16 protein-coding genes are annotated in these 13,764 nt (G+C 49.0%); 3 read left to right on the plus strand and 13 right to left on the minus strand.

Annotated elements, in window-relative coordinates; all coding sequences use genetic code 11:
* Positions 1 to 38 precede the first annotated feature (38 nt).
* Positions 39 to 1,709: a DAK2 domain-containing protein gene (locus ACLTD4_RS22275; protein WP_117620752.1), complete on the minus strand. Its 1,671-nt coding sequence runs from the start codon at positions 1,707 to 1,709 to the stop codon at positions 39 to 41.
* A 14-nt stretch (positions 1,710 to 1,723) separates the two neighbouring features.
* Positions 1,724 to 2,080 (minus strand): Asp23/Gls24 family envelope stress response protein, encoded by a 357-nt coding sequence (locus tag ACLTD4_RS22280; RefSeq protein ID WP_002604164.1) that lies wholly within the window; start codon positions 2,078 to 2,080, stop codon positions 1,724 to 1,726.
* A 166-nt stretch (positions 2,081 to 2,246) separates the two neighbouring features.
* Between ACLTD4_RS22280 and rpmB the strand changes: the two genes are divergently transcribed.
* Positions 2,247 to 2,432, plus strand: coding sequence for a 50S ribosomal protein L28 (rpmB, locus tag ACLTD4_RS22285; RefSeq protein ID WP_002604165.1), 186 nt, complete (start codon positions 2,247 to 2,249; stop codon positions 2,430 to 2,432).
* Between the two features lie 144 nt (positions 2,433 to 2,576).
* Here rpmB and ACLTD4_RS22290 read toward each other — a convergent pair whose 3' ends face one another.
* From ACLTD4_RS22290 to ACLTD4_RS22340, 11 genes are all read right to left on the minus strand, one after another.
* Entirely contained in the window at positions 2,577 to 2,714 is a 138-nt protein-coding gene (locus ACLTD4_RS22290) for a hypothetical protein (RefSeq protein ID WP_002604166.1), read from the minus strand.
* A 56-nt stretch (positions 2,715 to 2,770) separates the two neighbouring features.
* Entirely contained in the window at positions 2,771 to 3,175 is a 405-nt protein-coding gene (locus ACLTD4_RS22295; RefSeq protein ID WP_117620753.1) for a GerW family sporulation protein, read from the minus strand.
* Between the two features lie 16 nt (positions 3,176 to 3,191).
* Complete coding sequence (locus tag ACLTD4_RS22300) at positions 3,192 to 4,238, minus strand: DUF2953 domain-containing protein (RefSeq protein WP_117620754.1); 1,047 nt, start codon at positions 4,236 to 4,238, stop codon at positions 3,192 to 3,194.
* Between the two features lie 7 nt (positions 4,239 to 4,245).
* Positions 4,246 to 4,641, minus strand: a complete 396-nt coding sequence (locus tag ACLTD4_RS22305; RefSeq protein WP_117620755.1) for a hypothetical protein — start codon at positions 4,639 to 4,641, stop codon at positions 4,246 to 4,248.
* Complete coding sequence (locus tag ACLTD4_RS22310) at positions 4,622 to 5,962, minus strand: hypothetical protein (protein ID WP_243008193.1); 1,341 nt, start codon at positions 5,960 to 5,962, stop codon at positions 4,622 to 4,624. The genes ACLTD4_RS22305 and ACLTD4_RS22310 overlap by 20 nt, the downstream gene beginning before the upstream one ends.
* A 20-nt stretch (positions 5,963 to 5,982) precedes the next feature.
* Complete coding sequence (locus ACLTD4_RS22315; protein WP_117620756.1) at positions 5,983 to 7,230, minus strand: competence/damage-inducible protein A; 1,248 nt, start codon at positions 7,228 to 7,230, stop codon at positions 5,983 to 5,985.
* Between the two features lie 6 nt (positions 7,231 to 7,236).
* Positions 7,237 to 7,779: a CDP-diacylglycerol--glycerol-3-phosphate 3-phosphatidyltransferase gene (pgsA, locus tag ACLTD4_RS22320; RefSeq protein ID WP_002604172.1), complete on the minus strand. Its 543-nt coding sequence runs from the start codon at positions 7,777 to 7,779 to the stop codon at positions 7,237 to 7,239.
* The gene (rimO, locus tag ACLTD4_RS22325; RefSeq protein ID WP_117620757.1) at positions 7,763 to 9,103 is read right to left on the minus strand and encodes a 30S ribosomal protein S12 methylthiotransferase RimO; all 1,341 of its coding nucleotides are present in this window, start codon (positions 9,101 to 9,103) and stop codon (positions 7,763 to 7,765) included. The genes pgsA and rimO overlap by 17 nt, the downstream gene beginning before the upstream one ends.
* A gap of 384 nt (positions 9,104 to 9,487) precedes the next feature.
* Entirely contained in the window at positions 9,488 to 9,739 is a 252-nt protein-coding gene (gene rpoZ, locus ACLTD4_RS22330; RefSeq protein ID WP_002604174.1) for a DNA-directed RNA polymerase subunit omega, read from the minus strand.
* Positions 9,740 to 9,762: 23 nt separating this feature from the next.
* A complete protein-coding gene (gene gmk / locus ACLTD4_RS22335; RefSeq protein WP_029466287.1) occupies positions 9,763 to 10,383 on the minus strand; it encodes a guanylate kinase in 621 nt (206 codons plus the stop codon).
* 51 nt (positions 10,384 to 10,434) lie between these two features.
* A complete protein-coding gene (locus ACLTD4_RS22340; protein ID WP_117620758.1) occupies positions 10,435 to 11,313 on the minus strand; it encodes a YicC/YloC family endoribonuclease in 879 nt (292 codons plus the stop codon).
* Between the two features lie 192 nt (positions 11,314 to 11,505).
* On the opposite strand from ACLTD4_RS22340, the gene ACLTD4_RS22345 reads away from it, so the two are divergent.
* The gene (locus ACLTD4_RS22345; RefSeq protein ID WP_055652710.1) at positions 11,506 to 11,919 is read left to right on the plus strand and encodes a PH domain-containing protein; all 414 of its coding nucleotides are present in this window, start codon (positions 11,506 to 11,508) and stop codon (positions 11,917 to 11,919) included.
* Positions 11,920 to 11,986: 67 nt separating this feature from the next.
* Positions 11,987 to 13,744, plus strand: a complete 1,758-nt coding sequence (locus ACLTD4_RS22350; RefSeq protein ID WP_117620759.1) for an NFACT family protein — start codon at positions 11,987 to 11,989, stop codon at positions 13,742 to 13,744.
* Positions 13,745 to 13,764 lie beyond the last annotated feature (20 nt).

Consider the following 13,764-nt stretch of genomic DNA (forward strand, 5'->3'; position numbering starts at 1 on the left):
AGATTGTCTGCCCGGGAGCTGTTCCTGTTTCTTCTGTTCTACTCTACGGATATCAGATAATAGTAGATTGGCTGACCGCCCGGATGGAGCTCTACTTCACAGTCGCCGAACGACTCCTCTGCCTTCTCACGAAGCGTCTCCGCGTCTTCCTCCGACACGTCCGCGCCGTAATAGATGGTAATCAGCTCAGATTCGTCATCCACCATGGATTTCAAGGATTCCAGCGCCGTGTGCTCGATGGCTTTCCCCACCGCCAGGATTCCGTGGTCTCCGAGAGCCATGATGTCACCCTCGGTGATCTCGATGTTGTCGATCATGGTGTTGCGCACCGCATAAGTAATCTGTCCGGTCTTAACGCGCTGCATCTCCTCGGTCATTACTTTCTCATTCTCTTCCGCTGATAAATCCGGTGCGAAATTGATCAGAGCGGTAATTCCCTGCGGGATCGTTCTGGACGGAATTACGATGACATGCTTATCCTTTGTAAGCTTCTTGGCCTGTTCTGCCGCAAGTATGATGTTCTTGTTATTTGGAAGAATATAAACTGTATCGGCGTTGACACGGTCGATGGCGTTTAACATATCTTCGGTGCTTGGGTTCATGGTCTGGCCGCCCTGAATCAGGTAATCGGCTCCAATTCCCTTAAAGATCTCGTCGAGCCCCTCGCCGACGGATACGGAGATGAAGCCGTAAGGCTTTCTCGGTCCTGCGTTCTTCTCTTCGTCCGCTTTCTGCTGAGCGGCCAGCTTTTCCGAATCCTTAATCAGCTTTTCCTGATGCTCTTCCCTCATGTTGTCGATCTTCATACGTGACAGGGAGCCGAAGGTCAGTGCCTTCTGAATCGCGAGTCCCGGATCGTTGGTATGGACGTGAACCTTGACGATATCGTCATCTGAAACGACAACGATGGAATCGCCGATGGATTCTAAATATCCCTTAAATTCATGTTCGTTCTTCTCATCGTAAGGCTTCTCCAGATTCACGATAAATTCCGTACAGTAACCGAACTTGATATCGAAATCATCGGTTACCGCAGCACCGCCTGATACGCTTCCGGCGCTTGCTGCGCCTTCCACGGATAAATCCAGTTCCTTGCCCATCAGGCAGTCGAGAGCGCTCTTTACGACCTGCATAAGGCCCTGTCCGCCGGAATCGACGACACCGGCCTGTTTCAGCACGGGAAGCATCTCCGGAGTCTGGCTCAGCACGTAATCGCCGTGTTCGATGACCTTCTGACAAAATTCGATGATATCTTCCGTCTCTGTCACCAGTTCCACAGCCTTGTCCGCCATTCCCTTGGCAACCGTCAGGATCGTTCCCTCTTTTGGCTTCATAACGGCCTTGTAAGCCGTCTCTGTCGCTCTGACGAAGGAATTCGCAAGAGTCGTCGTCGTGATCTTATCCACCGTCTTTATTTCTTTTGTAAAGCCTCTGAAAAGCTGGGAAAGAATAACGCCGGAGTTGCCGCGGGCGCCTCTTAACGAGCCGGAAGAAATGGCCTTTGCCAGAGATTCCATGTCCGGATGCTCGATGGCCGCCACTTCCCTTGCCGCTGACATGATGGTCATCGTCATATTCGTACCCGTATCCCCGTCCGGAACCGGGAACACGTTGAGTTCATTGATCCATTCCTTCTTAGCTTCCAATCCTTTTGCACCGGCCAGAAATGCTTTCTTCAGCATCTCTCCGTCTATATACTTCATACCCACAGGTAGTTTCCTCCTTAATCTATCACTCTTACACCTTCAACGAAGATGTTGATCTTATCTACCGTCATGCCGGTGAACTCTTCTACTTTGTACTTCACATTTTCGATCAGATTGTCAGCTACCGCCGAAATGCTGATTCCATATGCTACGATGACATGGAAGTCGATGGTGATATGGTTGTCCTGTATATTCACGTTAATTCCGTGCGTCAGACTTTCGCGTTTTAAAAGCTTAACAAGGCCGTCCTTCATGCTGACAGCCGCCATGCCGACAATACCGAAACATTCTACTGCAGTAGTGCCCGCGTACATAGCGATAACATCAGGGCCAATCTGGATTTCACCCAGTTTATTATTGATGTAACCCTTCATAATTTTTACCTCCTATCATTCTGACTGATTTGATTATACATTATTTTCCCAAAAAAAGAAACAAATTTTTAAATTTCACTTGCAAAAGTATGCAATTTCTGTTATCATACATTTGTTGTGGATTTTTATAACAGAAAATCCAAGTAGCGTTTAAGGAGGTGCAATCATGGCTAAATGTGCAATCTGTGAAAAAGCTGCTCACTTTGGTAATGCGGTGAGCCATTCCCATAGAAGATCTAACAAGATGTGGAAAGCAAACGTAAAGTCCGTTAAAGTTAAAGTTAACGGAGGCAACAAGAAGATGTACGTATGTACTTCCTGCTTAAGATCTGGTTTAGTTGAGAGAGCTTAATCATTTAGGAAAACTCCAGGCTGATAATAGCCTGGAGCTTTTTTTGTTTTGCCGGAAAGTGCTCCTGCTGAAGCAGTTTTAAAACTCTTTATTTTAACGGGAAACGGGTATCAGCACATCTCTCCCGTTTCCAACAAACGCTCTCTACCAACAGAATAAGTTGTATCCCAGTACCATACAGGCGATGATGAACAATATCGTCATGATTGTTGCCGGGATAAAAAGCAGAATTGCCATTCCTGCTCCAAAGCAGAACAGCATCAGACCACATACTCTCTTCATATAATCCCTCAATCCATTTACATGCTATATGATATAGTATGCGGCTTATCCTCTTCTTATTCAGTTTTTTCCTCGTCTGCCGCAGCCATCTCTTCCGCTACCTTTAACGCCTCAGGGGAAACATCATGGGAACCCCCTGTAAACTTATTGACAAAATCAGGCACCATGTCCAGAATCTTCGTCATGGCATCCTGCTGTTTGATGTTGACCAGCTTCGTCACGCCGTTCTGAATGATTAAAATGGCGCTGGGGCTCATCTTGGCATTCATACCGCCTGCGCCCTTCTGCTTTGCGCTTTCAGCAAATGAACCGGCAGCCATGCCGCAGGTCACATCAACCAGAGGAAGAATGATGGTATCGTCCACCTTTACTGCCTCTCCCACTACGGTTTTTGTCGTTACAAAGGTATCCATACCCTTGAACAGAGCCTCCACTGTAGATGTAAAATAATTATCTGCCATCTGAACTGTTCCTCCTTTAACGAAGCCATTTTCTTAACAGGCCTCTGAAATTCTTATCGAGCAGCATCCTCCCCGCAATGAGAAGCAGTGTGCCGGCCCGGATTCTTCCTTTAAAATGTCCCTCTGCTGTAAATACCTGTCTGTCAAATACCGGGTAAATGTCAAGCTGCTTATGGCAGAACGGGTAAACCGCGCTGACCGCAGTTAAAACCTGACCGGTCGTATAGGGATCGTCGAAGCCGAATACCACTTCGCCCTTTCCTTTTTTGGGAAGGAGGTGGCGGATCAGCTTCTTTAACTGCCTCAGAAGAAGACGGATTGTCTTTCGGTTATTTTCATTGGAAATCCAGGCTTGAATCTCTTCTTTTTTCTCTTTTATGGTTTTTAGTTTATCACAGATCCCCTCGAAAGAATACTTAAGTTTTGCGAAAATTGACGAAAGCCTGTCGGCTGCCGCCTGGGCCTTTCCGCCGATCGTCTTTTTACTTTCATGTTCCTCGTCGGAACTATTCTGATCTGAACCTTCCTGCACTGAACCAGCCTGATCTGAACTACCCGGACCTGGCTCTTCATTCAGCCGTGACGATTTCTGCGGCCCCATTTTCTGCGGCTCTTTGCGCTTTTCTTCTGAATTTGTGCGCTCGCTGCCAGAAGCATTGTCTTCGGGAAGTTTTCCTTCTTCCGTGAGCCGTTTTTTCCCGGAGCGTTCCACATCCTTCAGGATATCGCCGGAGAATTCTTCCGCATCCTCGTCAGTCACTTCCATGGCGTGGACCAGCATCTCTTCCGCATCCTCTCTGCTCTCTTCCACGGGTTTGAAGAGCCGGAAGCCGAACAGCCGGATGAGAATGGAGAACTCGTCCTCATAAGCTGCCGTTACAGAGACAATATGTAGCAGCCATGTGACACGGACTTTCCCTTTCAGCCGTTCGTAATAAGAGCCTTCGATCCGGTATCTGACCGGTACGAAGAGAATCAGAAGGAGCACGCCGAGAACGAGTCCCAGCAGAATCAGGACCAGAATTCCCAGCAGTTTTAAAATAAATAATATGATAGGAAGCATGGACACCTCACATCTCGCCGGCTTCCGGAACATGTTCAGACATGTTTCGGGCCTGATTGTCGCGGCCGCTCGTACACGGAGCGTGCGAGTGATCGTTTAAATATCCGGCCAAATCGAAGCCGCCGGTATACCGGTACAGTTCATCTATAATCTGCCTTGTCACCTCCAGAGCCTCCCAGTAGTCGGCAGCAATTCCGATGATGAAGAACTCCTCATCCCTGTACCACGGGGCCGAAAGCTCCATGGCCGGATAGATATCAAGTACATTATTCCCACTTAATGAGGGTGTAATCACATAGGCCCCTGAAATCAGGCGGGAATTTCTGATTGCCTGAATGATTTGATACCGTTTCTTTTTCGCTTTGTCACCCACATATAAGTGGTCATACCAGCTTATCTTCATAGTCCATCAGCTCTTCCAATAATTCCTTGCAGGTTTCTTTTTCCGCCTCGTCCCCGCAGCTTTCCAGGCTCCCTCTGATGTAGGATTTGATTTCATCAATTGAATGAAAGTACACCGGAAGGTCCGAGAGCACTTTCGCCATAATGGCGCGCATGACTGGTCTGGAGGTGCCGGAAAATACGGTTTCCAGTTGACCAAAATACGCTTCTGCGGTTTTTTCCAGGTATACCCTGTCTACCAGCTCCTGCGTGCCGTCCTCTTCTTCTCCGCTTTCTGCGGTGACCTTCTTTAAATCCATAAAGGAACTTCCGGAAAGGAGAAGATCAACGTTGCCGGCTCTTACATAATCGGGATCGGCGAGCAGCTCCGGTGTCTCCGGCGGAAATTCCGAACGGAGATATCTCTCATAATAGGCTTCCTGACGCCCTTCCAGCTGTGTGAGAAGCGCCGTGAAGGACTCTTCCGCTTCTCCGTCGCCATTTTTCGTTAAGCCATTTAACACTCCGGTGATGATGGAACGATAGAGATTCTCCTCGTTGACATCGATTACTGCGTCGCTCTTAGCGAGAGAAAGAACGTATAAGTCGTTGATAATTTCCTGCAGGCTTACGAAGCATTCTGCTTCTTCATTCAGCTCTGCACTCACCCCCATAAGCTTCGCCTGGGCTTCCGAAAACGCCTCCGGTGAAAGGCTGCGGTAATCCATATGGCCGAACTGCTTAAGTGTCTCATATAAGGATCTGCGTCCCTCCGCCATCCCTTCCGGAAGGGATGCCATGGATTCGGTCTTAAGCGTATACATCATGTCATTTAAGCTGTCCACAGGAGAACCGGTATAAACCGAGAGCCCCTCCAGCACGAGGCTGTAGAATTTCTGCTTTGTCAGACGAACAGGAAGCTGGCCGATGATCTGGCGGATGCGCCCGTTCATCACGGCAGATTCCTTGGTATTCGTGATAAATGCCATCAGCATATCCGTAAAGGTCTCGTCGTTGTAGCCGGTTTCCGGCAGAGTCTTATAGGATCTCTCCAGCCGGTTCAACACGTATTCGTAAATCTGAAAGCAGTCTGTGTAAGCCGTCAGAATCTCCACCTCACGGGTAACCTCTTCCCGAAGCTGGTCCAGCCGGTTAAGGATCTCTTTCCCCTCCAGATACGCTCCAATGAGCTCATTGAGGGTCAGAAGAAACGCGCCGCCTTTTCCGGGAAGCTCCGGTTCCTCTGTCAGGGTTTCGTATAAAGTATAGTAATTGAGTGCCAGCCTCGTATAAGAATATTGATACGCCGCTGTCATCTGTTTTTTTATGAAACGGGTTTCCAATGTATTATCCTCCTGAAAACTTATCCCCGATAATTTGCGAGTATGGACCTGCGCAATAGATCGAGAGACTTTACGACGGCCTGCTCTCTGATCTTATCCCGGTTGCCCTTGAAGTGGTACTCTTCCACTTTCACCTTATCTTTCATATAGCAGGCAATATAAACGAGCCCCACAGGCTTGTCTCCCTCGGTCGAAGGTCCGGCGATTCCGGTGACGGCGATACAGACGTCGGCGTCGGTTGCAAATACACCGCCCGTGGCCATCTCCTTTGCAGTCTGTTCGCTGACAGCACCGTATTTCTTGAGGGTTCCCTTGCTGACGTCGAGAATTTTCCTCTTTGCCTTATTGGAGTAGGTAACGAAGCCCTCACGGAATACTTCGGAGGCTCCCGACACATTAACCAGGCGTCCTGCGATCAGGCCGCCGGTGCAGGACTCAGCGGTGGTAACCGTGAGCTCATACTTTTTAAGAAGACGAACGACCGCCATCTCCAGGGTCTCCTCTTCCTTTGTGGTATAGATATCATCACCGAAACGGTTCTTGATCTCCTTTACGACAGGCTTGATCAGACTCTTGGCCGTCTCGTCATCGGCCGCGCGTGCCGTTACACGCAGATGCACCTCCGCCGTCTTTGCGTAAGGGGCGATGGTGGGATTCGTCTGTGCGGCGATCAAATCCCTGATCTGGTCTGCCACCTGGCTCTCCCCGTGGCCGCAGATCTTGATCATCTGGGAACGGATTACCTCAGGCTGTAATTCCTGAAGATAAGGGGATACCGCATCCAGGAAAAGCGGCTTTAACTCATTAAAGGGGCCGGGAAGGAGAATCGCTGCCTTTCCTGCCTTTTCCAGAATGAGTCCGGGTGCTGTGCCGTTATGATTGTCAAGAACTTTGCAGCCTTCCGGAATAAGCGCCTGTTTCCAGTTGTTTTCCGTGATAACCGGATAGATGCTATTCTTAAAATACGTCTCGATCCGCTCTCTCGTATGCGGGTCTTCCACCAGCTTAAAGCCCATAACCTCGGCGCAGACTTCCTTTGTGATATCGTCCTCTGTAGGTCCAAGGCCGCCGGTCAGGATGATGATATCCGCCCTTTGCAGAGCCGTGTTAATATCTTCCGCCAGCCGTTCCCGGTTGTCTCCCACCGTTACCTGATGGTACATGGAGAGGCCGAGTGACGCGCATTTCTCCGCGAGAAACTGGGCGTTGGTATTCACGATATTTCCGAGTAAAAGTTCTGTTCCGACTGAAATTAATTCAACAACCATAATGATTTACAGACTCCCTTCCGTAAGAACACGATAATTTTTCGCAATGTAATCGATCAGTGAAACCACTGTCAGAACCAGCGCGATGACGCTGAAAATGGTGGTCAGAATGGACAGTGCCGGGATATTTACAATCAGCAGCACAGACATAATCATCTGAGAGACGGTCTTAAATTTCCCCCAGTAGCTGGCGGCAATCACGACACCGTTGTCAGACGCTACCAGACGGAAGCCGCTGATGATGAACTCGCGGCTGATAATGATAATCACGAACCAGGCCGGAAGCTGGCCAAGGCCGACGAAACAGATTAAGCCGGAACAGACCAGAAGCTTGTCTGCCAGCGGGTCCATGAATTTTCCAAAGTTGGTTACCAGATTGTATTTCCTGGCGATCTTTCCATCCAGTAAGTCTGTAAAGCTGGCTACGATGAAAATGACCGCGGCGATATAGCGGTACGTCTGGCTCACACCGCCGTCAAGCAGCATAAAGAGTACAAAAAACGGAATCATGATGATTCGAAGAATCGTCAGTTTATTCGGTAAATTCATCTTCTATCTCCCCTATTAAATCGTATTCCAGCGCGCCTGTCACCCTGGCCCTTACAAAGGCTCCGGACATCAGCTCCTCGCCGGTCTGGATGAAAATCATGCCGTCCACGCCGGGGCCGTCCATATAGGTTCGTCCCACATAGGCGTTTTCATCGGCAACCTTGCCTTCGATCATGACATCCAGGGATCTTCCAATCATGGACTGAGAATGGTCAAAGGAGATTTCCTGCTGCAGCTCCATGATGGCATCGCGCCGTTCTTCCTTCACTTCCTGCGGAATCTGATCCGGGAATCCGGCCGCCGGAGTGTCTTCCTCCGCAGAGTAAGCGAACACGCCGAGGCGCTCGAACTCCATCTCATCCACGAATTCCATCAGCGTCTCATGATCCTCCTCCGTCTCTCCCGGGAATCCGGATATGAGGGTCGTACGGATTGCGATATCGGGAATCTCACTGCGAAGTTTACCAACGATCTCCTTTAACTGCTCTCTGGAAGTTCTCCTTCCCATGCGGCGCAGGATGGTATCGCTGGCATGCTGAATCGGCATGTCAAGATAATGGCAGACCTTTTCCTCTGTTTTTATGGTTTCGATCAGCTCATCGGTGATCTCCTCCGGATAGCAGTACTGAATCCGGATCCACTGAAGGCCGGAAATGCGGCAGAGTCTCTTTAAAAGCTCCGGAAGCGACTTCTTTCCATAGAGATCCACGCCGTACAGCGTCGTCTCCTGGGCTACCAGGATCAGTTCCTTTACACCCTGATCGGCCAGTGACTGTGCCTCCGATACCAGCCGTTCCATGGGAACACTGCGGAAATTACCGCGCAGGCTGGGAATAATACAGTAGGTACAGTGCTTGTCACAGCCTTCGGCAATCTTTAAGAATGCGTAATGGCCTCCGGTGGTAATCACCCGTTCTGTCTTCACCTCAGGAATGAGATCCAGATCGTGGAAGCACTGGACGTGCTCCCTGCCGCCAAGCGCCTCGGCCAGCACATGGGATATCTCGTCATAGGTGGTGGTACCGAGGATTCCATCGACTTCCGGAATCTCATCGATGATCTCCTGTTTGTAGCGCTGAGCCAGGCAGCCGGTAACGATCAGCGCTTTACACTTACCCACTTCCTTCATCTGCGCCATCTCGAGGATTGTGTTAACGCTCTCCTCCTTGGCGTCACCGATGAAGCAGCATGTGTTGATGACAATGACATCCGCCTCGTACTCGTCATCCGTAAAGGTATAGCCGTCCTTGTTTAAAAGCCCCAGCATCATCTCCGTATCCACCAGGTTCTTATCACAGCCCAGCGAAATGCATAGTAATTTCATAAAATATTATAACTCCTGTCTTTTCGTATGTCTTTTGGGTATCTTTATTTCGTATCATGTATTTGTATCATTGTATTTCTATCATTGTATTATTGTATCATTCATTACGTATCTTTGTTTCAATCCACACGGCCAGTGAACTGGCGGACGTGCTGCTGTCCGTAACACCACGGTGAATGGAAAATCGAAAGGCCATCTCTGCCAATGTGGAGACGGCCTTCAACCCCGGGCACTGTTAAGAAGTAACGCAGCCATCTGATTTGTCTAAAGCTCCATACGCCGCGTTGTCGTCAATCGGCGTACTCCGTACGCCTCATTCCTCCGCCTTGCGCATGAAGCTTTATCCTACATCATCTGTCCAAGTTGTTTCTTAACAGTGCCTTATCAATCGTCTTCTTCCGTTGCATCTGCTTCGCTTAATATCTTTACATCACCGTCATATAATTCTTCTACGGCAACGGAAAGCGGCTTCTTTCCAGCGGTTGGAAGATCAGACTCTGCTCCTCCGATGATCTGTCTCGCTCTCTTTGCAGCGGCGATCACGATGGAATAACGGCTCTGAACAACCGGCTGTTCTCCTGGCTCTACCTCGCTGTTTACTACTTTAATTAAATCTGAATAAGATGGATGTAACATCTTTCATTCCCCTTTCCTGATAGCTATATATTCTTTAATTCTTCCCTGATCTGGGATAAAAATGCCAAATTATTTGAAACTCTGCTGTGCTGTACCGCAATCATCTTATGAAGCTGCTCTGTACAGGAGCTGATTTCATCATTGATTAAGATATAATCGTAGGAATCCATGCCCTCCGCCTCTTCCACTGCCCGGCGAAGTCTTGCATTGATCACATCCATGCTTTCCGTGCCTCTGCCGATCAGGCGTCTCTTTAATTCTTCCGCGTTGGGCGGCATGACAAAGATCAGGATGGCTTCCGGAAAACGTTCCTTTACTTTTAAAGCGCCCTGAATCTCAATCTCTAAAAGCACGTCTTTTCCCTGTTCCATCTGGCTTAATACATACTCCTTCGGAGTTCCATAGTAATGATTGACGTACTGCGCGTATTCGATCAGCGCATCCTGTTCCATCATCTCTTTAAAGCGGTCTTCCGTCACAAAAAAATATTCCCGTCCATCCACTTCTCCCTCTCTGGGATTCCTGGTGGTAGCGGATATGGATAACGCATAATTGTCATACTTCTCAAGCAGAGCCTTCATAAGGGTGCCTTTTCCGGCGCCTGAAAATCCCGATATGACTGCCAGCACACCATGTTCGTTCATAAGTTTCCACCTCGTTATGAGCACTTAGCGCCTCTACTCAGCGTCTGTACTCTATTCTATGTTCTGAATCTGTTCCCTTACCTTCTCGATCTCGGTCTTCAGCGCAATGGCCTTATCCGAAATCTCCAAATCATTGGCCTTCGATAAAATGGTGTTGGCCTCCCGGTTCATCTCCTGGGCAATGAAATCCAGTTTCCTTCCCACGCTGCCGCCGGCTGCCAGCTCCGCCTTCGTATTCTCAATGTGGCTTCTCAGACGTACGGTCTCTTCATCCACACAGATCTTATCGGCAAAGATCGTCACCTCCGTGGCGATTCTTCCTTCATCAATGGTCGTATTGGAAAGCAGTTCTTTTACCTTGTCTTCCAGCTTGGTGCGGTACTCCTCCATAATCCGCGGGGAGCGCTCCTCGATAAAATCCACAAGACTGGTCATAAAGTTTAACTTGCCCTGTAAATCAGCCTTTAGATTCTCACCCTCCGTGACTCTGGTCTCAACAAACCGTCTGGCGGCCTCTTCAACCGTCTCGGACAGAAGCTTCCACATGTGTTCCTCATCTTCCGGAACCTCCTCCATCGAGAGAACTTCCGGACATCTGGAAAGTGTGGACACTGTCACATCATTTCGTATACCAAACTGAGTCTCCATCCTGGCAAAATAATCCATATATTCGGCGGCAAGCGCGCTGTTATACTTCAAGCACAGCTTGTTCTCCGTGTAGTCTTCATAAGTAATAAATACGTCGACTTTTCCGCGCTGGATATAATTCTTCAGCAGATTCCTGATTCCGGCTTCAAAAAAATTGAACTTCTTTGGCATCTTGATGCTTAAATCCAGATATCTGTGATTGACCGCCTTCATCTCGACGGAAATCTTATATTCATCCGTGACGGTTTCGAATCTTCCAAAACCTGTCATGCTTTTTATCATTCCTTGTGCCTTCCTTTCGCCATAGATACCATCCATTATAAGTCATAATAAAAAACAAGTCAAATAGTTTTCTGGACAGCGCCCCGCCTGTGTGCCCGCAGGCGGGGAGTGAACTGTTACAACTGGACGAAAGGTGGATTCCATAGTATAATATAGCCAGTTTCATTCAGTCAGTTAAAAAGGAGAACAGCTATGAAGAAGGAAAGTATGATCTGGTACGATAGAAAGCGTCTCTGGTGCGGACTCCCATGGACCTTTACGAAATATGGAATGGACGAGGGCCGTCTTTTTGTAGAGACCGGCTTTTTAAATACGAAGGAAGAGGAAGTGCGCCTCTACCGCATTTTAAATATCAGTCTGAGCAAAAATATTATCCAGAGGATTTTCGGACTGGGTACGATTCACATTGACAGCACGGATCTGGATTTAAAATGCTTAAGAATTACCAATATTAAAGACAGCGACCACGTAAAGGAGATGCTCTCCGAGAAGGTGGAGGAAGAACGCTTAAGGAACCGTGTCAGCGCCAGGGAATTCATGAATCACGGCGAGGACGGCGATGATACAGAGGCGGACTTAGACTCGTTTGAAGGGCATGAACATTAGGCGGACATGAATACCAGACAGACACGGATATTAGAAGACATGAACACGGAAGGATCGAGGTACGACAATGGCATTAGACGGAACTGTAATGGCCAGTCTCACAGCGGAAATCGGTAATCGGCTGGAGGGCGGAAAGATAGCGAAGATCGCCCAGCCGGAAAAGGATGAACTGCTGTTTACAGTCAAAAATCAAAAAAACACATGGCGCCTGCTCATTTCGGCAAGCGCCAGTCTTCCGCTTCTCTACTTTACGGAGCAGAACAAGCAGAGCCCTATGACAGCGCCCAATTTCTGTATGCTCTTAAGAAAGCATATTGGAAACGGCCGTATCATGAGGGTCAGCCAGCCGGGGCTGGAGCGTATCATCTGCATGGAGATCGAGCATCTCGACGAACTGGGGGACAAGCGGATCAAGAAACTCTATATTGAGATCATGGGCAAGCACAGCAACATTATCTTCTGCAATGACGAAGACATGATTCTCGACAGCATCAAGCATATTTCGGCCCAGGTCAGCTCCGTTCGTGAGGTTCTGCCCGGACGGCCCTATTTTATCCCGCAGACCGTGGAGAAAAAAGACCCGCTCACCATATCGGAGGCGGAATTTACGGAACTGATCGGCCACACGGCCGCGCCGGTACAGAAAGCGCTCTATATGAAGCTGACAGGCATCAGCCCGATCGTCGGCACGGAGCTTTGCCATCTGGCCTCCATCGACGGCGATGTGTCAGCCAATGAACTGACGGAGGCAGAGCTCATCCATCTCTACCATATGTTTTCCCTGATGATGGACGACGTGAAAAGCCGCAGCTTCACCCCGAACATTATTTATTACCAGAACGAACCGGTGGAATTTTCCGCTCTACCGCTTACCTGTTTTGAAGGAGAAAAGTACCAGGCCGTAACTTACGATTCCATCAGCACGCTGCTGGAGGAATACTATGCGTCCCGGAACATCTTAACGAGAATCCGCCAGAAGTCCGTGGACCTGCGGAAAATCGTCCAGACCGCTCTGGAGCGAAACTATAAAAAGTATGACCTTCAGATGAAGCAGTTAAAGGATACGGAAAAACGCGACAAATACAAGGTCTACGGTGAACTGCTCAACACGTACGGCTATGAGCTGGAGGGCGGCGAGAAAAAGCTCACCTGCCTGAACTACTATACGAACGAGGAAATCACTATCCCGCTGGATGACCAGCTGTCGGCCCGGGAAAATTCTCAGAAGTTTTTTGATAAATACAACAAACTGAAGCGGACGTACGAGGCCCTGTCGGAACAGACCCTGGAAACGAAACGGGAAATCGATCATCTGGAATCGGTCAGTGCTGCGCTTGATATCGCGCTGAAGGAAGAAGATCTCGTTCAGATCAAGGAAGAACTGATGGAGTACGGTTACATCAAGCACAGACGCGCCGGAGACAAGAAACCGAAAATCACCAGCCGTCCGTTTCATTATATCACCTCAGACGGATTTCACGTCTACGTCGGCAAGAACAACTACCAGAACGACGAACTCACCTTCAAGCTGGCGAATGGCGGCGACTGGTGGTTCCACGCAAAGGGCATTCCCGGCTCCCACGTCATTGTAAAGACGGAGGGAAAAGAGCTGCCCGACCACGTATTTGAGGAGGCCGGCGCCTTGGCCGCTTACTACTCCAAGGGCCGGGAGAACGAGAAGGTGGAGATCGACTACATTCAGAGAAAGCATATCCGGAAAGTGGCCGGTGCTGCGCCGGGATTCGTCATTTACCACACGAATTACTCTCTGGTGGCCGAGCCGAAGCTGCTTCTCGACGAAGTCAGCGAAAAAAAGAATTCCTGATCCGGGAGATGATTTTATAC

Source organism: Hungatella sp., assembly GCF_046966825.1.

Excerpts from the sequence above, each read along its gene's own strand:
- ACLTD4_RS22280 (WP_002604164.1), bottom strand. The coding sequence starts at position 2,080 with ATGAAGGGTTACATCAATAATAAACTGGGTGAAATCCAGATTGGCCCT.
- rpmB (WP_002604165.1), top strand. The coding sequence starts at position 2,247 with ATGGCTAAATGTGCAATCTGTGAAAAAGCTGCTCACTTTGGTAATGCG.
- ACLTD4_RS22290 (WP_002604166.1), bottom strand. The coding sequence starts at position 2,714 with ATGAAGAGAGTATGTGGTCTGATGCTGTTCTGCTTTGGAGCAGGAATG.
- ACLTD4_RS22295 (WP_117620753.1), bottom strand. The coding sequence starts at position 3,175 with ATGGCAGATAATTATTTTACATCTACAGTGGAGGCTCTGTTCAAGGGT.
- ACLTD4_RS22300 (WP_117620754.1), bottom strand. The coding sequence starts at position 4,238 with ATGCTTCCTATCATATTATTTATTTTAAAACTGCTGGGAATTCTGGTC.
- ACLTD4_RS22305 (WP_117620755.1), bottom strand. The coding sequence starts at position 4,641 with ATGAAGATAAGCTGGTATGACCACTTATATGTGGGTGACAAAGCGAAA.
- ACLTD4_RS22315 (WP_117620756.1), bottom strand. The coding sequence starts at position 7,230 with ATGGTTGTTGAATTAATTTCAGTCGGAACAGAACTTTTACTCGGAAAT.
- pgsA (WP_002604172.1), bottom strand. The coding sequence starts at position 7,779 with ATGAATTTACCGAATAAACTGACGATTCTTCGAATCATCATGATTCCG.
- rimO (WP_117620757.1), bottom strand. The coding sequence starts at position 9,103 with ATGAAATTACTATGCATTTCGCTGGGCTGTGATAAGAACCTGGTGGAT.
- rpoZ (WP_002604174.1), bottom strand. The coding sequence starts at position 9,739 with ATGTTACATCCATCTTATTCAGATTTAATTAAAGTAGTAAACAGCGAG.
- gmk (WP_029466287.1), bottom strand. The coding sequence starts at position 10,383 with ATGAACGAACATGGTGTGCTGGCAGTCATATCGGGATTTTCAGGCGCC.
- ACLTD4_RS22340 (WP_117620758.1), bottom strand. The coding sequence starts at position 11,313 with ATGATAAAAAGCATGACAGGTTTTGGAAGATTCGAAACCGTCACGGAT.
- ACLTD4_RS22345 (WP_055652710.1), top strand. The coding sequence starts at position 11,506 with ATGAAGAAGGAAAGTATGATCTGGTACGATAGAAAGCGTCTCTGGTGC.
- ACLTD4_RS22350 (WP_117620759.1), top strand. The coding sequence starts at position 11,987 with ATGGCATTAGACGGAACTGTAATGGCCAGTCTCACAGCGGAAATCGGT.